The sequence below is a fragment of the Oceanobacillus iheyensis HTE831 genome, from assembly GCF_000011245.1.
Lineage (GTDB): Bacteria > Bacillota > Bacilli > Bacillales > Amphibacillaceae > Oceanobacillus > Oceanobacillus iheyensis.
Window position 1 is genome coordinate 2568496 of sequence record NC_004193.1, and the last position, 24425, is coordinate 2592920.

Below are 24425 nucleotides of genomic sequence, written 5' to 3' on the forward strand. Positions count from 1 at the left end.
ATTCACCTTCTTTTTTGCCTTATTGAACATAATCCCCGTTATAACTAATTAGTACAGCATTTCCAACTCCTTGTATGTCAGAAATTGAATTTACAAAACTCGGCTCACTTCCTTTTAAACGCACTTCTATTGTCATTTCTGTTTCGTTTGCTGTAATTGATTTATGTTTAATATTGAACCGTTTTACTTCTGATTTTAATTGTTCAAATACTTTCTGTTCCGCTTGATGATCCGTTACATTTACGACGAATAGATAAGGTGTCTCTAAATTCGACTTCTTCATGGATAGAAACAGGACGAGTCCAATAATAATCGACCCAATAATAGATAGTTTATAAAAACCTGCTCCAGTAATAATCCCTACAGCTAATGCCCAAAACAGGAAAATTAAATCGCTAGGATCTTTAATGGGAGTACGGAAGCGTACGATGGACAATGCCCCAACCATTCCTAGAGATAGAATTAAATTTGACCCAATCGCCATAATAATTAAAGATGTGATCATCGACAAAGCGATTAAACTAATATTGAAGTTTTTAGAATATAAAACTCCACTAAACACTCGCTTATAAAGAAAATAAATAAATAATCCTAGCAAAAATGATATTGACATTGTTATTCCTATTTCTATTAACGAAATATCGGTATTAAAATTAGATAGCACTTCTGAATTAAATATATCTGACCAATTAACAGAATTTGTAGTTTCTGATTGTTGCATTTTACTGATCCTCCCATGTGTTTGCTTTCATATATTTACGACAAATCGTATACTTTGATGCAGATTGCCTTTGCAATCCATTTAATTGCAATGCTTGACTAATATATCTAGGTATATATTCATCAAACTTCACTTCTAAAATATAAACAGGCTCATCTAGAGCTCGCACTGGTTTTAAATCTATATCAAAAGGATTTATTTTATTTAATGATGTTCGTAAGTCCTTATCAAAAGTAATACGGACATTCCCTGTTCTTGCTACATACGCTTCTCGAACATAATCTACAATTACTTTTGGACGTAAAAGCCTGTGTTTCATTTCTAAATATATTTCTTGTAATAATGGAGACTTTTCATCAGCTATTGCTTCAAAATCTCCATGTAATAAGTCATCAACCATCCTTCTAGAGATACTTACTTTTTCTTTAGCAATCCACGTATTTCTTTTTATTTTCTTTTCCAAATGGATTATGTCATCGGATTTGTTATACATACGTATACGAAATTTATGCCTATTTTCAATTCCTGCCTGCTTTTCCTGTAATGCCTTATTTTCAAAGTCATCAAAATAAACACTACGAATATGGTAGTCACCTTCGTCATTTGCATGCTCGTCTCTACGAATAAGAATTCCTAAGCGTTGACGAATTAGATAATATTGATGATAGTTTACGTAATATTTCTGCTCGTGCCGAAACTTTACACCTGTCATTGTTTCCCTCCTTATACTTTTTTCCATTCTATTTTCAACAGTTACCTCAATTTCATAATTAATATATTTGGTATAAAAACCGCATGCACTGTTTGATTCCCATTTCAGACGGGCCTTTTTAACAGACAAGCTTCAACTAGAAGAAAATCCATCTTCCTATTGGATTTTCAATCTCTGTTGGTTTGATCAGGAGTCGCTGGCTTCCATTCCAATCGTTTTTTAATAAAACGTAGCAATTATGAAATTAAATCAGATAAGCAACCGATATAATCATCATAAATTGCTTATGTGTCAGGAAAATGTCTAGATTAATTATTAATGGTTCCGTCAACATTTTTAAACAAAAAATACCGAAGTATCTTCCGCAAAGGGATAATACTTCGGCTTCAATCTGATTGTTTTCTGTTTTCTTGTACTATGGGTAATTGCAATTTCATCGTTGTTCCACTTTTATCACTATGGAGTAAAGTTAAGTCTCCATTCATTGCTTGTGCAATCATTTTACTTAATGCTAATCCTAACCCTAATCCTCTCGTTGAATATTTCTTCTCATTACCACGATAGAACCTCTCAAAAATTAAAGCTTGCTCTTCCATTGGAATCCCAATTCCACCATCAACAACATATATCCATACATCTTGTTGTTCGATTAGAATTTTTACGGTTATGATCCCTTCAGACATTGCTTGACTAGCGTTATTAAATAAGTTCGTTATAATCTGTTCTAATCGAATCCAATCAACTTCTACTATAGCCTCTTCACTATTTCTTTCCACTTCTACACGAATAGAATTATTCAGATTCGTAATTTCCCAATCATGTACAATTTCTTCAATCGTCTCATTAATAGCTACTTTCTCTCGATTTAAAGGTAATGTACTTGATGCAAAAGAGTTAAAAGCGAGTAAATCTTCAATCATTGTTTGCATTTTTTCTGTTTCTTTCAGTGAAATCTCTAGGAATTCCTTTCTCTCTTCATCATTCACAACATCATCATTGATTGCTTGTAATAATCCACTAATTGAAGTAACTGGTGTTTTTAATTCATGCGTTACTCCAGCTAATAATTCCGTACGAATAGCTTCTAGCCTTTCCAATCGATTGGCCATTCCTTTAAAAGACGAGACTAATTCATGAATTTCTTCTTCTTTACTATTATTTGATAACTCAACTTTGTAGTCTCCCTCTTCTATGTTCCTAGCTGCATTAGCGACCTGTTTAATTGGATCTGATAAGCGTTTTGTCAATATATAGATAGCCGCCCAGCCTAATAAAGCAAGACTAATAATCATCGTAGCTAATAATTTATATTCATGGTTTACCTTTGTTAATAATTGTTTCGATTCTGCCATCATCACCCAGCCAATCGTTGTATCATCCATAACGATCGGGGATTTTACCATATAGAAAGTTAATCGGTTTTGATCATCCATTTTCAGTGTTTGTACCGTTTCTGTAGAATCTAACATTTCTATATCTATCTCTTGATCAAGTGGACTCATTGGCCGATTCCTAGAAATGATTTCTCCTGAACGATCAATTATATAAATTAGAGGCTCTTGTTCCAATCCCATCCAACGTTGATCAGGGAAACCACCAGGAATTCCCCCTGGCTGTGGTCTCTCTCCCCTTGATTCTGTGTAACGATCTGCCATATCTTCGGTTAATAATTCCATCATTTGTACACGATTTTCTAGTGTACTATGACGAATCCACCATACAGATAAAATTGCTATAATCAATAAACCAACACATAATGTTATAAGATAACGACTAGTCCAGTAACGTCGCATAGGAATTCGTTTAGACTTATTTATAAACACAGAATTGATACCCCAATCCACGAAATGTTTTTATTTCTCCTTCAGATTTTGGCCAGTCTTTTAATGATTTACGTAACCGTTTAATCGATAAATCTACTGCTCGATCACTACCATCATAATCCCAACCCCAAATGCTATCGAGTAATTGTTCTCTCGTAAACGTACGGTTTGGATTATCTGCGAAAAATAATAATAATGATAAATCTCTTGGAGTTAATTCAATGATTGTTCCTAATAAGCGAACACGGTGTGCAACAACATCAATCTCCAATGTTCCAAACTTTATTACATTCGAGTTGTTGTTTTTATTACCTATTCGTCGAAGAACTGCCTGTACACGTGCTACAAGTTCTTCTCCGTGAAAAGGTTTTGCTATATAGTCATCTGCACCTTGATTTAATCCATCTAAACGATAATTCACATCTCCTAGAGCAGTAAGCATGATCACTGCACATTTACTACGTATATCCTGTAGTAATGTCCAACCGTCTACCCCCGGTAGCATCACATCTAGAATAACCAAATCAGGTTCAACATGTTTAAAAGTATCCATAGCATTCGAACCATCAAATACTTGTTCTACATCATATCCTGCTTTTTTTAAATAAACCTTAATCACCTGACTAATCGGATATTCATCCTCTATAATCAATATTTTTTTCATATTTCCACTTCCTGTAACCAATTGATATACAATAAAAGTATACAACAGTTTTATGTCAGAATTATGTCTAATTATTATCCTCTTAGAAGTGTAAAAGCATAAACTTCCGGACAGCCATTCTCTAATAATATCGAAGCTGCCTGGCGTATGGTAGTTCCTGTTGTATAAATATCATCAATTAGAACAACGTTTTTTCGAATCGGACTAGAACTATAAAATGGATTAGTAGACTTCAATCTTTCCACTCTTGATTTTTTTGATTGTTTATCACTAACCTTTCTTCCAATCGCTTGTTGAATTGGCATATCTAACATTTCAGCCAGTGCGAGAGCTTGATTAAATCCTCTTTCCTTCATTCGTTTATCGCTCAGAGGCACAGGTACTAGAATTAATTCTTTTTTCTGATCTATAAAAACACGATCAAACGCATACTTCAATTCATCGCGAAATATTTCACGTAACACATAATCACCTCGAAACTTCCACAATGAGATAATATTTTTCATCCATTCATTATAAAGAAATACGGAATAATTAAATTGAATAACCTCTCCAAGTTGATTCCATTCTGTACAATCGTGACATATTGTTAATTCACTTGGACGACTACAAATCGAACACCTACTTCCGGTTATTTTTTCCATATAGAGTGAACAGTTAGAACAAATGACTTGATCTCGTTTAAAGGTTAACCAATTCCCCCAGGAAACTGTTGTATCCATAGATTGACCGCAACTCAGACATTGATTCATAATTTTTTCCCTTTTCGGTTCATATCAACTATCAATTGCTTACTTTTTTCCATTGCCTTTGTTTTACCGCTATGAAAGAATACAACTTCTCCAGTTGGATCAGTAGCACTTCTCCCTGCTCGGCCTGCAATTTGTACAAGTGCTGCTTCATCAAAAACTTCATGGCCTGCATCCATGACTGCTACATCTACAGATGGAAATGTTACTCCTCTTTCCAAGATTGTTGTAGTAAGTAATACTTGTAATTTCTTTACACGAAAGTCATTTATCTTTTCTTCTCTGCGCTTATCTTCAGCATAAACTTCTTGAAATTCCGATTTATTTTTAATAATACGATTGCTAAGTAATTCTTCACATAATTCTTTCTGTAAATCTTTAGCTAGTCGAACTGTTGGGACAAAAATTAATAGTTGCCTTTTAGGATTATTTCGCTTGGACAGCCACTTATAGAAGATAGAAGGGAACTGTTTGTTAGACAAGGATTGATGAAGTCGAAGAGACATTTTCATTGTTGGTTCAGGTAAAGGATAACCGTGGTAACGGAGAGGTACATAGACATGTGGAAGCTTTCGTTGTCGAATTCTGTTTTGTAGATCTTTACGAGGGGTTGCAGTGAGGTAAATGCTTATTGCATGAGGCTTTTTTGCATGATTTGCAGCGTAAGTTAATGTCTTATCATAATAGAAAGGGAACGCATCCACTTCATCAATTACTATTACATCAAAGGCCTCTCTAAATCGCATTAATTGATGTGTCGTTGCCAATATAATTTGAGACATACCAGATTTACTTTCACTACTTCCATACATTGCTTCCACAGTAACCTTCTCAAACGCTGACTGTATTCTCGGATACAGTTCACGAATAACATCTACTCTAGGTGAAGCAATTGCAATACGTTTTCCTTGTTGCATACAATAATTGATAGCCGGAAATAGCATTTCTGTTTTACCGGATCCACAAACCGCCCAAATTAAAAACTCTTTTTCTTTTCCTTGAATCGCTTTTACTAAACTGTTTGATGCTGTCTGTTGAGCATAAGTTAGTTCACCGTCCCAGGTTAATGCATTCGCATGCGATGTGTATTTTGCCTGTGTACCATTCCAGAGATATAAAGGTTTGCATTCACTTATCTTACCCATCTGAATACAATTTCTACAATAGAGATGCTTCTGCTGATTACACCGGCTACAAGGATAAACAGAAAATAGCTTTCGATTTTTATTACCACATCGTACACATTGAATAGATAACCCTTTTCGGATAATAGCTTTAACGGAAATTAGTTGTTGAGTGGATAGGAGTGTTTGAAGACATTTGCTGGGGAAAGGAATCTCTTCTTCTAATAGTAGTTTATTAGAAAAATAATAAGTTAGGAATAACGGTGAGGATGTAATACAATTACTATCTATTTCTTTCATCTATATACCTCCGTATATTATCAATGAGACTGGAAAAAAAGTATTTACGCAAAAGATAAGCACGAATTTTGAAAAACAAACTCCAGAAATATACTCCGCTTATCCTAAGGTGGCTGTTGAGCCTCCGATTACTCATGCATCGGGGTCTCAACTAGGCCTTCCTCCCACAGGATAAGTCGGCAGCATTGCATCGCACGCAGAAAATCGATTGTTGATTTTCAAGGAGTCTCCGTATATTTCTTACGCTTATTTCAGCTATCATCCGTCTTTTGAGCAGTACTTTTATTATGTCCCAATCCCGTATGATATTATTTTTTATACCAGCCAATACCTACTGCACCTTCACCTAGGTGCGTGCCGATTACAGGACCAAAATAACTGATCGATGTTTCTGCGTTCGGATATTTTTCTTTAAACTGTTGTTCTAATTGTTTTGCAGATGCTTCATCATTTCCATGAATAAACACTACACGTAATTCATTGCCTTCAGCTTCATCTTCCAACATCCCCATCATTCGATGAATGGCCTTCTTTCTAGTTCTAATTTTTTCAAAAGGCACAATTAACTTGTTTTGGAAATGTAGAATTGGTTTTACTTGCAACAAACTTCCAATCAATGCTTGTGCACCTGACAATCTCCCTCCGCGTTGTAGATTCGTTAAATCATCTACCATAAAGTAAGCACGAATAGATTGCTTCATTTCATGTAAACGGTCCATGATTTCATTTACCGATTTTCCTTCTTTTGCTAACTTTGCAGCCTCGATAGCATAAAATCCTTGAACCATACAGCTTATCTCTGAATCAAATGTAATTACTTCGATACCATCAACCATTTCACCAGCACTCGTGACAGTTTGATAAGTGCCACTAATCCCACTAGATAAATGTATGGAAATAACTGCATCGAAATGTTCTGCTAATGATTCAAGTTTCTTGGTTACATAGCCAATTGAAGGTTGAGAAGTACTAGGAAGATCTTTTGTTGATTTCATTTTTTTATAGAATTCTTCTGTTGTTATATCAATTTCTTCTTGATATGAAGCATCATCAAAAATAACGCTTAATGGTACCATATGTATATTATATCTTTCTCTATCATCCTTTGAGATATAAGCCGTACTATCTGACATGACAGCTATCTTCATGACTATCCTTCTCCTTAATCGATTTTAACTGTAGTTATTTATTTTACATGAATTCCTATAAAAAATCGACACAGAAAATGCCTTGATGATGTACATCAAGGCATTTTTATTTTCTTCGTTAAATTACTTCTACCCATCCTTTACGGATAGCAGATACAACAGCTTGAGTTCGATCATTAACGTTCATTTTTTGTAAAATATTACTTACATGGTTTTTTACAGTTTTTTCACTAATATATAGCGTCTCTGCTACTGCACGATTACTTTTTCCGTCAGCAAGCAGTTGTAGTACTTGACATTCTCTTTTTGTAAGTAAATGCAATGGCTTACGATATTCAATTCCTTTATCAGCTATACTAGAAGAATTTTCTTTAGCCAAGCGTCGATATTCTTTTACTAAGTTATGTGTTACACGAGGGTGTAGGTATGATCCACCATCGCTTACTACTTTAATTGCATCAATTAAAGCGTCTGAATCCATCTCTTTTAATAAGTATCCTTGCGCACCAGTTTTTAAGGCATGAGTAACATAACTTTCGTCATCATGAATAGATAGAATGATAACCTTTGAATTTGGAAAGTACCTTACTAAATCTGCAGTAGCCTGAACCCCATTAATCTCCGGCATGTTAATATCCATAAGTACAACATCTGGTGCATTCTCTTTCACGAGCTTAGATGCCATCGAACCATCATCACCTTCAGCTACTACTTCAAATGATGGTTCAAAATCTAGTATTCTTTTTACACCCTCTCGGAACAACTTATGATCATCAATTAATACAATTCTTACTTCTTTCTCTGTAATCATTTGGAAAAACTCCCTCCCGATGATAGTAATTCTTTCTATAGTTCCCTACACGAAATGACAGTAAATAATAATTCTATTTCTTCTATCTATTCTCTATTATATACTTAACTGGGCGAATATGGAACTTTAATTATTATAGATGTTCCTTTTCCTATTGCAGATTTTATATTTAATTCTCCCTCAAGCATCTCCACTCTCTCTCTCATCCCAATAAGACCGAAAGATTTGTCACTTTTTTCATTCTGATCAAAACCTTTTCCTTCATCTTTCACAATCAATGTTAAGTTTTCTCTACGAATCTCTAATTTAACTTGGATTAATGCAGCTTCACTATGCTTAATCGCATTTTGAATGGATTCTTGCATCAACCGAAATAGAGCAATTTCATATTTTTGATTCAATCGTTTTTCTTCGCCAATAACATTAAAATTTATTGTAATCGAATGATATTCTGAAATACTTTCCACATATTTTCTAATCGTCGGTATAAGTCCTAAATCATCAAGTGCCATTGGACGAAGATCGTAAATGATTCTCCTCACTTCATATAATGATGAGCGAACCATTTTACGTACACTATGAATCTCCTCAATTGCTTGGTCATGTGTTCCTTTTTTTATCGTTCTCTCAAGGATTTCTGATCGTAGTAACATATTCGCTAGCATTTGTGCAGGGCCATCATGAATTTCCCTCGATAATTTTCTTCTCTCTTCTTCTTGTGCTTCAATAATCTTCAAACCAAATTCTTGCTTTTCTTTAGCATTTTCGATCATTTCATTAACTTGACGAAAATCATCTTGTAGATAATTTAATATAACAGCAATTTTACCTGCTAAATTCTCAGCTCGATTGATAGTATGTGATAAACCAATTAACCTTCGTTCAAGTTCATCTCTCTTTTCCCTCAGCGATTTTTCTTCTTGCCTTAAAATAGCGAGTTTCGTTTGCATTAAATGCGTATTTTCATATACTTCTCGAATTTCATCTTCGGAATATTTTTCGAAATATTTACTCACTTCTGCTAATCGCTTACGAGAAAATCGAACTCTTTCTTCCAGTTGGTCACCATTTTGAATGTGGCGTAAAACTTTTTCTTTGGTTAATTTAAGCTCCCGAACTAAGTGTTCGTGCTCTTTTCTGGCCTCTTCACTTATATTAAAAATTTCATCTTTACTGTTTTCAACTACATCAACCATTTCATTAACCACGTGATCCAAAGCTTTATCAGTTATTTTGATTGCCATAATACATCCACCAACCTATGTTATAATTATTCGTAACGTTTCGCTGTTTGTAAGGGTTAGATTAAGAATATTTCAAAAGATATTATTTATTCCTTCCTTATACTCATAATGTGATCTATCTACTATAATGTTAGTTTGAGGTGAGAAAATCAAGATGTTAAATACCTATTATACCGTAAAACAACAAGGTATGGATGAAATAACTATTCAAAAATCTCGATTTATTGGATATGTCAAACGGGTGGAAACAGAAGAGGATGCCCAAGAATTTATTCAAGAAATTAAAAAGAAGCATTATAATGCAACACACAACTGTTCGGCATATATGATTGGGGAAAATGATCAGATTCAAAAAGCAAATGATGATGGTGAGCCTAGTGGAACCGCTGGTGTTCCCATTTTAGAAGTATTAAAGAAAAAAGGATTGAAAGATACAGCAGTAGTAATAACTCGTTATTTCGGAGGGATTAAATTAGGAGCTGGTGGCTTAATTCGTGCTTATGGAAGCACTACTTCTCAAGCAATCAAAACAACAGGAATTGTAAAACGACAATTGATGCAATGCATCTCAGTAAAGGTCGAATATCCTTTACTCGGTAAACTAGAGAATGAATTAAGACAATCTACCGAATTTATATTGGATGATATTCATTATCTGGAAAATGTCGAGTTTATTGTTTATATAATCGAAGGAGAAGAAGCAAGTTTTATTTCTTGGATTACTAATTTAACAAGTGATCAAGCAACTATTGAAATACTAGATAAAAAATACATGGAAATTGATGTTGATGATACACCTTCTCGTTCTTGATTATGGCAAACAAAAGCCTACGGACGTAAATCGATATACGCTCGTAGGCTTTTATAACTATCTTGCCGGGTGTATATACTTTTTTAAATTCGGATTCATTGATAACTCTTCAACCAGCTGCTTAATCAGCTCTTCAGAAGAGCCTATCTTTTGATTTTCGGTATCATGAATCATTCGCTGAAGAATATTCTGATACTGTTCTTGCTCTCTCATTTAATTCTACCGCCTTTTACGAGAATATAACCTTATATTCCATTAATCATGTAGTCGGATTTTGTCTTGTAATGAAATTTATTGTTGTTAATCGTAATTTTATACAATTTTTTCAGACATGTCTATACTTTTTTTGTAATCTGAAAATCACAGCAATTACAAGTAATGCTAGACTTCCTCCAAGTACATCTAGGATCACATCTCCGACATATGGAGTTCGGTTTGGAGTAATCCCCTGATGTAGTTCATCTACAATTGCATATAAACCAGTGAGGATTATAGACCAAATATAGATCTTGCCTCTATTCCATTGTGTGTTCTTTATAAAAGATATGAAAAACAAACATGTTAGAATAAAGAATACGCTGACATGAGCACCTTTTCTTAAAAAGAACTCTATAAATCCTTCTATCCCTAACGCTTCGACACTTACAATAGATGAATGATACGTAAACTCTACCCAAGATAAATAAGGATATAAAAATTGTAAGTCTAATCCACTTAATAACGGTTTAACATCTTGATTCTCATATGGAGTTGCAGATGAAATAAAAATCACCAACATCCACAGAATTGGTAATAAATATAATGATTTTAAACGCAAAACAAATACATCCTTTTAAATAAAATGCACCTTCATCTTAGTTGAAGATTTCGTTTCTACATCACTAGGTGTTAATGTCGCAAAAGTATGATGAAAAATCCCTTTGAATCGAATAGGACTTATCACACATGTATAAAATGACTCCCAAAAATACTTCGACAGAAATATATCTCGTTTCTAGTATATACATTAATACTATAATTGCCACTTCATATGTACTGCATCTGTAAAAAATCATTAGCCTGTTAAGATTTTAAACTTAACAAACTAATGATTATTTTTCTGACGCCATTTATTAAATTCAAGGTATTCTTTAAATTGTTCTTTTGATACACCGGATTTCATCGCTTCTTGAACAATTTGCATCCATTCTTCATCAAGATCAGCATCATCATTATTATTTTCTAAAATTATTTCATTTACAGTTACGCCTAAGACATTACTTATTTTTTCTATAAATTGAATAGAAGGATTAGATTGAAGATTACGCTCAATCGAACTTAAATATGATTTAGCGACTCCTGCTTTTTCCGCTAATTCGGAAATGGACATTCTTTTTTCTAGGCGTAGTTGTTTTATTTTTTCGCCGATCAAGCTCATCACCTACTTTCACTGCAAATTATAACATAACTGCAGCGAATAGTTCTATATTGCGTACGTTGTTCATACAAATTACACCTTCTGACCTGTAACCATTATGAACTGTCTTATCTCTTCGATTGTAAGTCCCAATTCTCTCGCTTGTTTGATTAAACGTACCCACTCTTGATCAACCTTAACAGAATGTAATGTTTTATCCACGATTTAGTCCCCTACCTTACATCCAGATAGTCCAGCCATCTTAGTAAAAATACCTTAGATCTGTGACTTTGCGTCCCCATCTTTCAATAGGTTTGCCTTTTTCTGAGGATTTCGTTTGATTTATAAGACTATCATACTATAATATCTTGCTTGTTTGTTTGACTTGTTTTGTCAGATAAACACTAGTTTTGCAAGGTGTAATCCTATCTTTTGGTAAATGGAGTTACTTGGGAATTGACTTGTATTTTTGCCATATTAATACGAATAATCCAACACATACAACCAAAAGTCCTAAAAGTAATATTGAGAATATGGAAGTAGCCGTGTCTGGCAGTAATTGATTATTAGAATCTCCATTATTGTTATCAACTACCCCCGAGACTTCAGCCACATCATTTTCCTTACTGCCTTGAACTGTATCCCCTTCTGCATAGAAGATAAAAGAAAAAGAGCTGGAAACACCTTGAAAGTCATTACCCAAATGTGCAGGAAAGGTTACTGTGATATGCAAATCTTCATGACTCCCAGCATCTAAGTATCTAGAAGGTATTGAAGAAAACTCTGAAATCTTTCCATCATATAATTTGTTCTGATCAACATCTTCAATTAATAATAAAAGCTCATTAAACAACTTATCATTACCATTATTTTCGACAGACATTTGATATTCAAATTCACTGATCCCCGAGTTATTAATGGTTAGTGTTCTTGGTGCCCAATCACCAGGTTTCATATTTTCGATATTGAATAGAAAATCATCAGGCGTTATGGATAATTCAATTTCACTCGCATCTGAATTATCCGTATCAGCATAAGAATGATAAGGGTAAATTAATGATACGATAATACTAAAACAGACAATAATAAGGATATTTTTCTTCATTTCCTCACCTCCACTTTATGCTCATACAATCACGTGGCGATTTGTTTATCTTCTTTGTCATCGTGAAATGCTTTCTGATTTCTTTCTAATTCACGTAATCCTTGCCAAATGGTGATGACCGCATACCCCAAAAGTAATATACCAGGTATTAGTAATAGAAAAGCTCCGTTTTGTGTTTGTGCAAAGCTAACAAGGTATCCTAAGTACGGTACTGTAAAACCCGTATATTCAGCGACAACATTTTCTGCAAAAACAGGATTTATATCTGCTGCATTATTGTTATCTCCTTTTGTTTCGTACATAATATGTTCCCCATTGTTTAACACTTCTGTAATTCGGTGTGTGACAAGTTTTGAATCTTCTTCCATAAATGTAATGACATCATCTTCTTGAAAACGAGTCATATCCCCACCCGTTTCTACAGCAATGACAGATCCTGTTTGAATACCCGGCTCCATTGAACCAGATAGTACCGTTTTAAATTGAAGCCCAAATAGTTCTGGTTCTCCACCGCTTGCTTTCGTTGTAATTACGATAGTTGCCATCGTAACTAAACCAAGGAAAAGTACAAATGATACTAGATTACTTCCCCATTTTAACAGCCTTTTTTTTGTGATTTTCATTGATCGTCCTCCTCGCTTTCACCTGATTTTTCTGCTTCTGATTGCTCTTCTTTTTCATCAATCTCTGGATTCGTTTCAGGTATTGTCTCTATTTCTTCTGTTTCTTCTTGATTATTTTCATCTGAAACTTCTTCTGACTTTTGTTCTTCTATATCTGTATCTTCAGTTTTATCCTTTGGAAGCTCTTCCTCCGTCTTGTTCTCTTTACTATCGTTCTTGGCTTCCACTTCTTGTTGATTTTCATTTGACACTTCAACTTCTTTATCTTGCTTATCTTGGGTAGATTTACACTTAATCATTATCTTCTTACTCCATTCATCATGCTGTTTTTCATCATTTTTAAATTCTGGATGTTGAAGAACACGAAATTGATAAGAACCGTTTTTATCAACATCAAATTTTAAGGTTGTTTGTTTTCCTGATTTTAGGGGTGCTAACTCCTTTTCACTTATTTTTTCCCCATTCTTCGGATTTCCGTTTTTACTAAAATAAATTTCATACGTAGTTGATTGTTTCATATCTTTTCCGATATTTTTTATCTCCGCTTGAATGGTTTGCATATCACATCCAGTTATAGGATCCGTTCCTTTTTCAGTGAATTTAAGTTCACTTCCGTCCCACCAAACTCCTGCCCGTACATATCCATCTTGATCCTTCTCTGAAAAATACGAAGCTGTACCCGTTGTAGTAATCAAAGACACACAGGCAATTGCTACATATAATACGCCAACTAATTTAAGGATAAATATACTTTTCTTCTTTGATTTAAACTTACGAACTCGCTTCATACGCAAATCAATCCCTCCCTGGTTAGCTATACTTTGGTTTAATAATTATTAGCTGGAATGATTAGTAAACCAAAATATACTAAATAACAAATATCTGTTAAAAACTGATATATGCATCAATTTAATAATAAGTATTTTGTGTACTTCCTAAATATTGGCTGTTTTTGATTTCCATTGCAGATTGGGCTATCCACAGGCACGGCCTCAGCTAACTTGAAAAGAAGAACACTCTTCAAGTGAAACTTCAGCTCGTGCTATTCCTGCAGGAGTCGCCGTCTTCCATCACAATTAAAGCCAAGATACTTCTATAAATCTTTCAAATAAGTACTTCTTTACTCTGCTTTTTCTTGACTTGCATGGAAGATTAGATCGAATTTCAGTTCATCACCTTGGAACATATTTTGATCTCCTTCATTGTCTTTAAACCAGAAATCAAATTGTAGCTTTGTTGTCGATTCAGACACTTGACCTTCAGCAAGGGTCACATCTTTTAACTCACTAATTGGGATGTAGTCAGATATAACGTCATCTGAGTCTTTATTCGTTATTTTGACGAAAATATGATCTGCGAAGTCAGCTTTCTTATTATCATTATGTTTATCTTTAATAGAATAAGTAGAAGTTAGTAGCACATCTTTAAACGTGAGCGATCCTGCATTATGCAGATTTATAGAATAAGTTTTCTTATCCCCAGGTTTTATATCTTTTAAAGCTATATCCAATTCGCCAGATTCATTTGGAGATTGTAATTCTAAATCCAATGTTCCAGAGACAAATGAATTTTGGGTAGTTTCCGTATCACTAAAAAACGCAAACGTTCCTCCACCTACAAACCCCATTCCTATCATTCCAGCTGCAACACCAATTAAAATTTTCTGCTTGTATTGCTTCATTGCCAAACCTCCCTTATCTATAAATTAAAAGAGAAGGGAGGTTAGCCCTCCCTTAAATACTATTTTGCTTCGCCTTCAGTTTGATGACCAGTAAATGTCCAAGTTAGGTTCAATGAGTCTTTTTGATACTCATTTTGGTCCGCTCCATTTTCTACAAATTCAAAGGATACTAGCATTTCATCTGATGTCCCAGCTTCCAATCCACTAGCTTCTCCTTTAAATATCGTCCACCACTTGTTTAAATTTTCTACCGCATCAGGCGTCATATTTTTAAGGTCATAAAGTGTGGTATAACTTATTACATCATTATGATCATAGTCCCAAAAAATTGGATCAAATCCTGTTTTATCAACATTTTCTAAAAAGTTAACCCGGATATGCTTTCCGAAATCCTCCGAATTATTTCCTCCAACATCATCTACAACATAACTAGTAGAAATATCCACTTTAGAAATATCGAGCGTTCCATCATTTAATAATTCAAAGCTACGAATCATAGTATCTCCTGGCTTTAAATTATTTACATCAATAACAACCGACGGTTCTGCTGATAAACTTAATTCTCCTGCAGTAAATTCTCCTGTTGCTTGTGCTGTATCACTAAAATATGCAAAAGTTCCTCCACCAATAAGTCCTAAACCTAATACTGCAGTTGCAACACCCATACCTAATTTTTTCTTTAATTTCATGTTTTTCTCCTCCAATTCATTATTTAATTTCGCTGTTTAGTTTTTTCCTTTTACTACGATTACTACAATAAAAATAAGTCCTTTTTATCGGGTCCATGCTAACATGACCACAGCGATTTTCCCCCTCCCTATGTAATTTTACCTAATTCGTTCGCAATAAGAATCTATAAGTTCTTTATAAAGAACGATTAACCTAAGTATAGTTACTTTCCCTCAATAAGAAAAGGGGTAAATTCTTCCTTTCATTCTATATTAAGAACGTTTTTCTTCTAAATTCTCATTTTTACTTCTGTTTATACAGTTTTTCATTATTTTTATTCTTTATAAAGAACATCACTTAAACACTACTTTAATCTACATTAGATGCATAATAAAATAGCTAATATTAAAATAAATTGTCTTTCCCTATAGACGCTTCCTTTTATTTCCGATATAATTTATGCAAGATTTGATATTTTTTTAGGTTTAACATCATACAAAAGTCTCAAATTGTCGAAATATACGATAAAGATAGCGGGGAATAAAAGTGGTTTCTAGAACTGAGCGCAAGCAACATAAAAAACGTAGAAAATGGCCATTCTGGCTTGGGGGAATTTTATTAGTTCTTCTGTTATTAATTAGTGGCGGAATCTTTCTAATATATAATCAAGTCGGTGCAGTGGTCGACACAATGCATAGTCCATTAAGTCGAGACAGTGATCCTGATAGACAAAAAGAAATTAATCAATTATATAAAGAAAAAGACGCAGTGAATATCCTGTTATTAGGTGTAGATGAAAGAGATGGAGATTTAGGCAGATCAGACACAATGATACTACTCTCCATTAATCCGAATACCGATAAAATGATAATGTTAAGTATACCGCGCGATACTTATGTGAACATTCCAGGAAGAGGAATGGATAAAATCAATCATGCATACCCGTTCGGTATTGTAGATGGTGTCGGTGGGCCTGACTTATCTGTTCAAACAGTTGAAGAAACTTTTAATCTATCGATTCATTCCTATATCCGTGTTAATATGGAAGGTTTTCAACAGGGAATTGATGCTGTTGGCGGTGTAACTGTTAATAATGCTCAAGCATTCAGTACCGGCGGTTATAACTTTGATCAAGGGCAAATTACACTTGACGGTAAACAGGCATTAGAATTTATCCGTATGAGAAAGCAGGATAGTCGTGGAGATTTAGGTAGGAATGATCGTCAACGTCAAGTAATACAAGCTGCTATGAATGAAGCTGCCAGCTTCTCCAGTATTACCAAAGCAGGAGAGATCTTAGATATATTGGGAAACAATGTACAAACAGATTTGGATATGGATAAATTACAAACGCTATTAACCAATTATGCAGGAGCACGTAATAATATTACTACAATGGAAATAGAAGGACATGGTGAAACTATAAACGGTATCTGGTATTATATCGTCAGTGATGAAGAGATTAATCGAGTTAATTCTGAAATCACTGGACATATGCAAGAACAATAACATAAAAGGTCACCTGTTTTAGCGAGCAGTGTGACTTTTTCTTTTATGCTCATCAGAGGGAGTTTGATACATCTATTGACGTAGAAAAAATGCTATACTTAAAATGAGTAGATTTTATGGGGGTCTAATTATGTTTAAAAGATTATTAATGTTTGGAGTAATGATTTTTATATTATCGGCTTGCTCCGATGATCAAGTTACACCAAATGAAAGGTTAGAAGATTTTACAAGTAAGATGCAAGAACAAACGTATGAAGGCTTGTATGATTATCTAACTCCAGAAGCTCAGGATACATATTCAGAAGAGGATTCAACGTTACGTACAGAAAATATTTATACAGATTTAAATGTAACCGATTTAACATTCGAAATTGAATCATTAGGTGAGGATGCCTTAAATAAAGCTTTTGAAGAAAAATCAGCATCTGTACCTTTTAAGGTTTCAATGGAAACAATGGCTGGGCCGGTTGAATTTGATTATGAAGCAAATTTAAAACTTCTTGGTGAAGAAGACGAAGAAAATTGGTATATCGATTGGAATCCTGGTTTTATTTTCCCAGAACTAGCAGATGGCGGGGATTTAGGGATTTCTTCAACTCTTCCTAAGCGCGGCGAGATATTAGACCGTAATAATATTCCCTTAGCGATGAATGGAGAACTATATGAAATCGGTTTGGTTCCAGGTGAACTTGGGGAAAGTGCAGAAGAGAACAAGGAAAACGTAGCTGATTTACTTGGTCTTTCAGTTGAACATATTAATGAAACATTAAATGCCTCTTGGGTTACCGATGATGTGTTCGTCCCATTAGCAACCATTATGACAGACAAAGAAGAGCTTTTTCAAGATTTAATGGCAATTGATGGAGTAACTTACCGAGAAATCACTGGAAGAATTTATCCAGGAGAAGAAGCTAGTGCACATTTAGTTGGTTATATACGGGATGTAACTGCAGAAGACCTAGAAGAATTAGATCCGGGTGAATACAGTGCCAATGATAAAATTGGATCACGCGGTTTGGAAAGTCTATACGAAGAAAAATTGCGTGGTAAGAAAGGTACTACTATATATGTAGAACAAGATGGGCAGGACAACACTATAATTGCAGAAAAACCTGTTGAGAATGGAGAAAATGTTCAAGTCACGATTGATATAAATGTACAAGAAAAAATATTTGATCAATTTAATGGCAATCCAGGTAATGCTACAGCAATAAATCCCTCCACTGGAGAGACAATGGCATTAGTTAGCAGTCCATCTTTTGATCCAAATGAAGCACTATATGGAACTTCTGAAAATTTCTGGGGTGATCTAGAAGAAAACGAGCTTAATCCTGTATTAAATCGATTTTCTGCGACTTTCGCTCCTGGGTCTGTGATAAAGCCTGTAACTGCAGCAATAGGGTTAGACAACGGATCGATTTCCTATGGTGATGGAATTGAAATAAACGGATTGAAATGGAGTAATGGCGAAAATTGGGGTGACTATGAAGTTACTCGTGTATCCACTTCTAACGTTCCTGTAGATGTCGACGATGCATTAATAAGGTCTGATAATATTTTCTTTGCGATGAAAGCAGTAGAAATGGGTGCAGATGCTTATGTTGATGGTCTTCATTCTTTTGGAATAGGTGAAGAATTTCCTTATGAGTATCCCGTTCCTGATTCAACAGTATCATCGAGTGGAGATTTAAACGATGAAGTTTTATTAGCCAACTCAAGTTATGGTCAGGGCGAACTTGAAATGAGTGCTATTCATCTTGCATCTACGTATACAACTTTTCTTAACAATGGTAACATGCTAAAACCAACTTTATTAATCGATGAAGAAAATAGTCAAGTATGGAAAGAAAACTTAGTAACAGAAGAACAAGCAAATGACATAAAAGATTCGCTTCGTAAAGTAGTCACAGAAGGCACAGGTAAAGCTGCCCAAGAAGCTAACTTACCTATCTCTGGTAAAACAGGTACAGCGGAATTAAAGCTCACAAGTGAAGATAGCGGTGACGAAAATAGTTGGTTTGTTGGATATCCAACCGAAGAACAAGATGTTTTACTATCTTTAATGATAGAAGGAACTAAAAATCATGACAGACCATCTGCTGTAGAAGTAGCTACCGAAATATTTATAAAGCTATATGAATAAGAACAAAAGCGCAAGCGCTCGTTTATCACCGTATGTCCTGCGCCCCTGTTTTTGAAGGGGTGGTTCGACTGGTCGAGCTTCTTTATTTCTTTGAGATAAAGGAAACACGATAAGCGTATGCGAATCGATGTTGACTTTCACCGCACAGGTATAAGTGCGACTATGCCTCATAAAGAACATTCGGCAGTCTTCTTTTCACCATGGCATAAGTGCGACTATGCCTCATAAAGAACATTCGGCAGTCTTCTTTATCGTAAGGAGGTTTCCGGAAGGACAATAGGTGATGGGAGCTGGAACTGGACGTGGATAAATAACTTAGTTGTTTTTCCACAGCCCCAAAATTTTATAATTTCCTAGATAATCATAAAAGAACTCCACCATTTTGGTGGAGTTCTTTTTACAATAAACTAGATAATTTTATAAACATATAATAATCATGTTGATCTAATGCTTTGTCGATCAATCGTTTAATATTATTTATTTCTAATTCTTTTATAATCCGATGTACTTCTTTTTGTTGATCGGTAATAGAAGTTGATTCTTCCGTTAAGTAATAAGATTCCGCAATTCCGTGTAACTGCTCTAAAAATTCAGGAATAGATATCAATTGAGACATAGATATAGTAATAATATCTTTTCCATTTTGGAAGGCAAAGACAGCATCCGTATTGACGATCCGCTTTGTTTTCCGGTCAATTCTAATCTCATTCGCCTCAACAGGAATGAATTGATACACTTTCTTATTCATCATTACCGAGAAATATTGATACGCCAAGATAATTCGGACAAACTTTTCTTCTGTCTTTACATAGTATGGCTTTAACATTTTAACTGTAACCACCTGTTCCACCTCCCAATAATATCTAACATGAATCTAAATTTTCAGTTAATTTATTTTACACGACTTTTTATAGAATTACAAGGGTATTTCTATCTAGCATTTTTCTGGAAGTCGTCAAATTCTTCATCGATGAATTTGACGACTCTTTATTATATTTGCAGTTCCGCTTTTTCTTCTTCTGTGAAAACCCTGGATCTTGTTAAAAATCGTTTTCCTTCTGGTCCCTCTAAGGAAAACATTCCTCCCCTCCCGTCAACTGCATCTATAATTAACTGTGTATGCTTCCAATATTCATATTGATCTTTGGAAATATAAAAAGGAATATCTCCTGGTAAATTTCCTAATAAAATATCCGATTCACCCGTTCTTAATTCATCTTTTGGGTAACACATTGGAGAACTTCCATCACAGCATCCTCCAGATTGATGAAACATTAATGGTCCATGAATATCGATCAGTTTTTTCATTAACTGCTCCGCTTCTTTTGTCGCAGTTACACGTTCAACCATTATGCACACTCCTTCTAGAATAATCCGGCTGTTCCTTCACCATAGCTAATAAGTAGATTTTTTGTTTGTTGATAATGACCAAGCATCATGAGATGATTTTCACGACCAATTCCTGATTTTTTATATCCGCCAAAAGCAGCGTGTGCAGGATATTGGTGATAACAATTGGTCCAAACACGACCAGCTTCAATACCTCTGCCGAACCTATAAGCAGTATTTATATCTCTTGTCCATATTCCTGCACCTAATCCGTATAAAGTATCGTTAGCAACTTCCATTGCCTCATCTTTATCTTTAAACGTAGTAACAGATAAAACTGGACCAAATATCTCCTCTTGGAAAATACGCATCTTATTATTTCCCTTAAATATGGTTGGCTCTACATAGTAACCCGCAGCTAATTCTCCTTCTAGTGCATTAACATTTCCACCAGTAAGAACTTCTGCCCCTTCTTGTTTTCCGATATCAAGATATGATTTTATTTTTTCCATTTGTTCTTGTGATGCTTGTGCACCCATCATCGTATCCGTATCTAATGGATGACCTATTTTTATTTGATTTACGCGTTGAATTACTTTTTCCATAAATCGATCATAGATAGATTCATGTACTAAAGCACGAGATGGACAAGTACATACTTCTCCTTGATTTAGGGCAAACATAACCATGCCCTCAATTGCTTTATCTACAAATGCATCATCTTTATCCATTACATCTTCAAAGAAAATATTTGGTGATTTACCACCTAATTCTAAAGTTACAGGAATTATATTTTCAGAGGCATATTGCATGATTAATCTTCCTGTGGTTGTTTCACCAGTAAATGCGATTTTTGCAATACGACTATTTGATGCTAATGGTTTACCAGCCTCTACACCAAATCCGTTTACCACATTTAATACACCATCCGGTAGTAAATCCTTAATTAAATCAAGTAAAACATGGATGGAAGCAGGTGTTTGCTCTGCTGGTTTAAGTACTACGCAATTTCCAGCTGCTAGTGCCGGCGCTAATTTCCATGTTGCCATTAAGATTGGAAAATTCCACGGTATAATCTGACCTACAACGCCTAAAGGTTCATGAAAATGATAAGCGACTGTATCTTCATCAATCTGACTTAACGTACCTTCCTGTGCTCTTATAACACCTGCAAAATATCTAAAATGATCAACAGCTAAAGGAATATCTGCAGCAAGTGTTTCACGTACCGCCTTCCCATTATCCCATGTTTCTGCAACTGCAAGTTTCTCTAAATTCTCTTCGATTCTGTCTGCAATCTTATTTAGGATTACCGCTCTTTCTGCAACAGATGTCTTTCCCCAAGCGTCTTTAGCAGCATGAGCTGCATCAATTGCTGCATCCACATCTTCTTTCGTTGAACGTGCTATTTCACAGAATACTTCACCAGTTACAGGACTAACATTTTCGAAGTAATTTCCGTTTATTGGAGGCTGATACTTTCCACCAATAAAGTTATCATACCTTTTTTCAAAATTTACGATTGCATCTTGTTTATTTGGATTTGCGTACCTCAAAATAGTTTCCTCCTTTTAGTGTAAGCGATTACATTTAGCTGTTGGTATCTAAGCTACTTTTATATGTGAATTATATCAGATATCCACACACTTTTCCAATAATTCAATTTATTAGCAATAATGATCTCGACAAATTAATGAATAGCTTTTTTGCATTTTATTTCTCAGGCTTAAAAGTATTGAAGTATATGGTATTGCTACCGATTACATACAAAACCTACCTAAATAAATGCAACGTAAAAAAGACCCTTCTCTTTTTGTGGAGGGGTCTTTTACAAAAAAATCATAAAGATTTGTGTGCTTAATAGAGATACTACTACTTTTTCATTTCAGGAATTACACGAACTTCTTTTTCCATTGATGAGTCACACAGCGGACATGTCGGTTCTTCTTCAAAGCTAAACGACTCTCTCATCCAACCCTGGCAGTCTCCACTCGTACATGACCACACATTCGTTTCAACCTCTTGTACCGGTTCTTTCGGTCCTCTTGAAAAAGACATTAAAGCATCTCCTTTCTTCTACATCTTCTATTATACGCTTTATTTGGCAGAAAGGTAAGGGCATTAATGAGAAGAAAAATTTTATTACTAAGATTCAAAACTATAGCAATGCAGATAGTAGAAGGTCTTTATTAAAGTCTATGTAAAAATGGTAATAATATACATAACTAGATACATTTATGCTTACGTACTTTCTAATCACTATAATATCGAACTCAATCAACTAAAGTAGATAAATTAGTTTCAATAAGTATAGCCTGTTAAGAGATTTAACATGGTTGAAATTGACTTACTTATTAAATTATATAAAAAAAGGAATTCCACTCTAACAATGAGGCGAAAATTCCCTTTCATTTATCGTAATTCATCTTTTGCTATAATGCATATTTTTCAATTGCTATTCCTACACCATCTTCTTCATTCGTATCAGTTGTATAGTTAGCAACTTTTTTTATAGCTACTTGGGCGTTCCCCATAGCTACTCCGACTCCTGCTTCTTGTATCATTTTAATATCATTTAAACTATCGCCTACTGCCATCACATTATCCATTGTAATCCCTATCTTCTCACATAAGAATTGTAATGCTTGTGCTTTACTAACACCTTTTGGATTTATCTCTATATTTGTAGGTAATGAGTTAGTTAATTCCAATTCATCATTATAAGATAATTCCTTTATCATTTGATCCAATTTATTTTTATCTTCAGAGGCACAACCGAATTTTAACCATTGGTGGTCATACAAGTTATCTGGAGCATGCCCTCTAAAAACCTTTTCCGTGGAAATCATCCAACAATGCATATTTTTTTCTTTAGCAAGCAAATACATTTTTTCCACCGTTTCTGTCTTAAGTAAATGCTGTTGTAATAGTTCTTTTTCAACGGTCCAAATCTGTCCCCCATTAGCAGTAATAAGGTAAGAAGTCAAACTTAATTCTTCTGCAAATGGGAAGCAAGTATCCCAGCTTCTTCCTGTGCTTAAGATTACATCAATTCCTTGCTCTAAAGCAGTCTGAATTGCCTTTTTATTTCGCTCAGAAACTTCATGTTCCGGGGTTAATAATGTTCCATCCATATCTAATGCAATTAATTTCACTTGTTGTTTATCCGACATTTATATATACTCCTTTATGCTTCAACTATATTCTATAGTATACGGTAATTGATATATAGAATTCCAATACAACACTCTAATCTAGTTTATGCTTACGAATTCTTAGAACAAAAGTGCAAGCGTCCGTTTAGAAACGTAGCGAGTGGAACGAATCAACTGAGATAAAGGAATCACGGTGAGGTGACGAACCGATGATGACTTATCGTAGGGCGATTTCGTGAAGTCGCCTAGTTTCTGGACGCTAGAGCTGGATGTGGATAAATCAGTTATTTTTTACCACAGCATACATATTTTATAATTTTTCAGAACCCATAAAGAGAACTAAAAATAAACCTAATGAAGCTAGCATTAATCTTCCTTCTTTATAAACAGGTTCTGCATTTTCCTCTGTTACTTTTAGTGGATAATTACTCACGTATGGAACCTTACCCAAAAAAGAAAAAACGAAAGCAAAGATAGTAGTGATTATTGGAAATATCCATATTCCTCCCTTTGACATTGTTCTTGTTATCTCACCAGAAAAATTATAATGTGCTGGAATCTGCTCTGGTAGGGAATTATATTGTAACGCAACAAATAGATATAGTAGACCTAGCAATGTATAAGTTATGATATGTATACTTTTTTCTAATCGTGTTGAAGGTACATTTATCATAGGATTTGCTTTCATTTAACTCTCTCCTATAATCT

General features: G+C 34.5%; 27 protein-coding genes and 1 riboswitch. Of the genes, 3 read left to right on the forward strand and 24 right to left on the reverse strand.

Annotation, left to right across the window (positions count from 1 at the left end):
• Positions 1-19 precede the first annotated feature (19 nt).
• From OB_RS12890 to OB_RS12930, 9 genes are all read right to left on the reverse strand, one after another.
• Positions 20-721 (reverse strand): DUF4956 domain-containing protein, encoded by a 702-nt coding sequence (locus OB_RS12890; RefSeq protein WP_011066905.1) that lies wholly within the window; start codon positions 719-721, stop codon positions 20-22.
• Between the two features lies 1 nt (position 722).
• Entirely contained in the window at positions 723-1433 is a 711-nt protein-coding gene (locus OB_RS12895) for a polyphosphate polymerase domain-containing protein (protein ID WP_011066906.1), read from the reverse strand.
• A gap of 386 nt (positions 1434-1819) precedes the next feature.
• On the reverse strand, positions 1820-3256 hold the full coding sequence (locus OB_RS12900) for a HAMP domain-containing sensor histidine kinase (RefSeq protein ID WP_231846948.1): 1437 nt from the start codon (positions 3254-3256) through the stop codon (positions 1820-1822).
• Entirely contained in the window at positions 3243-3920 is a 678-nt protein-coding gene (locus OB_RS12905) for a response regulator transcription factor (RefSeq protein ID WP_011066908.1), read from the reverse strand. The genes OB_RS12900 and OB_RS12905 overlap by 14 nt, the downstream gene beginning before the upstream one ends.
• A 74-nt stretch (positions 3921-3994) precedes the next feature.
• Positions 3995-4672: a ComF family protein gene (locus OB_RS12910; RefSeq protein WP_011066909.1), complete on the reverse strand. Its 678-nt coding sequence runs from the start codon at positions 4670-4672 to the stop codon at positions 3995-3997.
• Positions 4669-5814: a DEAD/DEAH box helicase gene (locus OB_RS12915; protein ID WP_231846949.1), complete on the reverse strand. Its 1146-nt coding sequence runs from the start codon at positions 5812-5814 to the stop codon at positions 4669-4671. The genes OB_RS12910 and OB_RS12915 overlap by 4 nt, the downstream gene beginning before the upstream one ends.
• A 587-nt stretch (positions 5815-6401) precedes the next feature.
• Positions 6402-7241, reverse strand: a complete 840-nt coding sequence (locus OB_RS12920; protein ID WP_011066911.1) for a DegV family protein — start codon at positions 7239-7241, stop codon at positions 6402-6404.
• A 118-nt stretch (positions 7242-7359) separates the two neighbouring features.
• On the reverse strand, positions 7360-8052 hold the full coding sequence (locus tag OB_RS12925) for a response regulator (protein WP_011066912.1): 693 nt from the start codon (positions 8050-8052) through the stop codon (positions 7360-7362).
• A gap of 104 nt (positions 8053-8156) precedes the next feature.
• On the reverse strand, positions 8157-9296 hold the full coding sequence (locus tag OB_RS12930; protein ID WP_011066913.1) for a sensor histidine kinase: 1140 nt from the start codon (positions 9294-9296) through the stop codon (positions 8157-8159).
• 154 nt (positions 9297-9450) lie between these two features.
• Here OB_RS12930 and OB_RS12935 point away from each other — a divergent pair, with 154 nt between their 5' ends.
• Positions 9451-10107 (forward strand): YigZ family protein, encoded by a 657-nt coding sequence (locus OB_RS12935; protein ID WP_011066914.1) that lies wholly within the window; start codon positions 9451-9453, stop codon positions 10105-10107.
• A 57-nt stretch (positions 10108-10164) separates the two neighbouring features.
• On the opposite strand, the gene OB_RS18510 is transcribed toward OB_RS12935, so the two are convergent.
• The 9 genes from OB_RS18510 to OB_RS12970 all read right to left on the reverse strand — a co-directional run bounded on the left by OB_RS18510 (position 10165) and on the right by OB_RS12970 (position 15601).
• Entirely contained in the window at positions 10165-10320 is a 156-nt protein-coding gene (locus OB_RS18510; RefSeq protein WP_011066915.1) for a hypothetical protein, read from the reverse strand.
• Between the two features lie 112 nt (positions 10321-10432).
• Positions 10433-10924 (reverse strand): VanZ family protein, encoded by a 492-nt coding sequence (locus tag OB_RS12940; RefSeq protein ID WP_011066916.1) that lies wholly within the window; start codon positions 10922-10924, stop codon positions 10433-10435.
• Positions 10925-11191: 267 nt separating this feature from the next.
• Complete coding sequence (locus OB_RS12945) at positions 11192-11518, reverse strand: helix-turn-helix domain-containing protein (protein ID WP_011066917.1); 327 nt, start codon at positions 11516-11518, stop codon at positions 11192-11194.
• 78 nt (positions 11519-11596) lie between these two features.
• Positions 11597-11725: an anti-repressor SinI family protein gene (locus OB_RS18215; protein WP_081427519.1), complete on the reverse strand. Its 129-nt coding sequence runs from the start codon at positions 11723-11725 to the stop codon at positions 11597-11599.
• Positions 11726-11747: 22 nt separating this feature from the next.
• A riboswitch (cyclic di-GMP riboswitch) is annotated at positions 11748-11832 on the reverse strand.
• A 116-nt stretch (positions 11833-11948) separates the two neighbouring features.
• Positions 11949-12608 (reverse strand): TasA family protein, encoded by a 660-nt coding sequence (locus OB_RS12950; RefSeq protein WP_011066918.1) that lies wholly within the window; start codon positions 12606-12608, stop codon positions 11949-11951.
• 29 nt (positions 12609-12637) lie between these two features.
• Positions 12638-13231 (reverse strand): signal peptidase I SipW, encoded by a 594-nt coding sequence (gene sipW, locus OB_RS12955; RefSeq protein ID WP_011066919.1) that lies wholly within the window; start codon positions 13229-13231, stop codon positions 12638-12640.
• On the reverse strand, positions 13228-14019 hold the full coding sequence (gene tapA, locus OB_RS12960) for an amyloid fiber anchoring/assembly protein TapA (protein ID WP_231847034.1): 792 nt from the start codon (positions 14017-14019) through the stop codon (positions 13228-13230). Before tapA ends, sipW begins: the two co-directional genes overlap by 4 nt.
• A gap of 332 nt (positions 14020-14351) precedes the next feature.
• Positions 14352-14912 carry a TasA family protein gene (locus OB_RS12965; RefSeq protein WP_011066921.1) on the reverse strand — a complete coding sequence of 187 codons (561 nt, stop codon included), beginning with the start codon at positions 14910-14912 and terminating at the stop codon, positions 14352-14354.
• 59 nt (positions 14913-14971) lie between these two features.
• A complete protein-coding gene (locus OB_RS12970; protein ID WP_011066922.1) occupies positions 14972-15601 on the reverse strand; it encodes a CalY family protein in 630 nt (209 codons plus the stop codon).
• Between the two features lie 526 nt (positions 15602-16127).
• On the opposite strand from OB_RS12970, the gene OB_RS12975 reads away from it, so the two are divergent.
• Positions 16128-17090 carry an LCP family protein gene (locus tag OB_RS12975; RefSeq protein ID WP_011066923.1) on the forward strand — a complete coding sequence of 321 codons (963 nt, stop codon included), beginning with the start codon at positions 16128-16130 and terminating at the stop codon, positions 17088-17090.
• A gap of 130 nt (positions 17091-17220) precedes the next feature.
• Positions 17221-19233, forward strand: coding sequence for a penicillin-binding transpeptidase domain-containing protein (locus OB_RS12980; RefSeq protein ID WP_011066924.1), 2013 nt, complete (start codon positions 17221-17223; stop codon positions 19231-19233).
• Between the two features lie 397 nt (positions 19234-19630).
• Here OB_RS12980 and OB_RS12990 read toward each other — a convergent pair whose 3' ends face one another.
• The 6 genes from OB_RS12990 to OB_RS13015 all read right to left on the reverse strand — a co-directional run bounded on the left by OB_RS12990 (position 19631) and on the right by OB_RS13015 (position 24405).
• Entirely contained in the window at positions 19631-20074 is a 444-nt protein-coding gene (locus OB_RS12990) for an IDEAL domain-containing protein (RefSeq protein ID WP_011066925.1), read from the reverse strand.
• A gap of 149 nt (positions 20075-20223) precedes the next feature.
• The gene (locus tag OB_RS12995) at positions 20224-20583 is read right to left on the reverse strand and encodes a DUF779 domain-containing protein (protein WP_011066926.1); all 360 of its coding nucleotides are present in this window, start codon (positions 20581-20583) and stop codon (positions 20224-20226) included.
• A 14-nt stretch (positions 20584-20597) separates the two neighbouring features.
• Positions 20598-22118 carry an aldehyde dehydrogenase gene (gene adh / locus OB_RS13000; RefSeq protein ID WP_011066927.1) on the reverse strand — a complete coding sequence of 507 codons (1521 nt, stop codon included), beginning with the start codon at positions 22116-22118 and terminating at the stop codon, positions 20598-20600.
• A 316-nt stretch (positions 22119-22434) separates the two neighbouring features.
• Positions 22435-22620, reverse strand: a complete 186-nt coding sequence (locus tag OB_RS13005) for a cold-shock protein (RefSeq protein WP_011066928.1) — start codon at positions 22618-22620, stop codon at positions 22435-22437.
• A 374-nt stretch (positions 22621-22994) separates the two neighbouring features.
• Entirely contained in the window at positions 22995-23735 is a 741-nt protein-coding gene (locus OB_RS13010) for a Cof-type HAD-IIB family hydrolase (protein WP_011066929.1), read from the reverse strand.
• Between the two features lie 292 nt (positions 23736-24027).
• Complete coding sequence (locus tag OB_RS13015) at positions 24028-24405, reverse strand: DUF1648 domain-containing protein (protein WP_011066930.1); 378 nt, start codon at positions 24403-24405, stop codon at positions 24028-24030.
• Positions 24406-24425 lie beyond the last annotated feature (20 nt).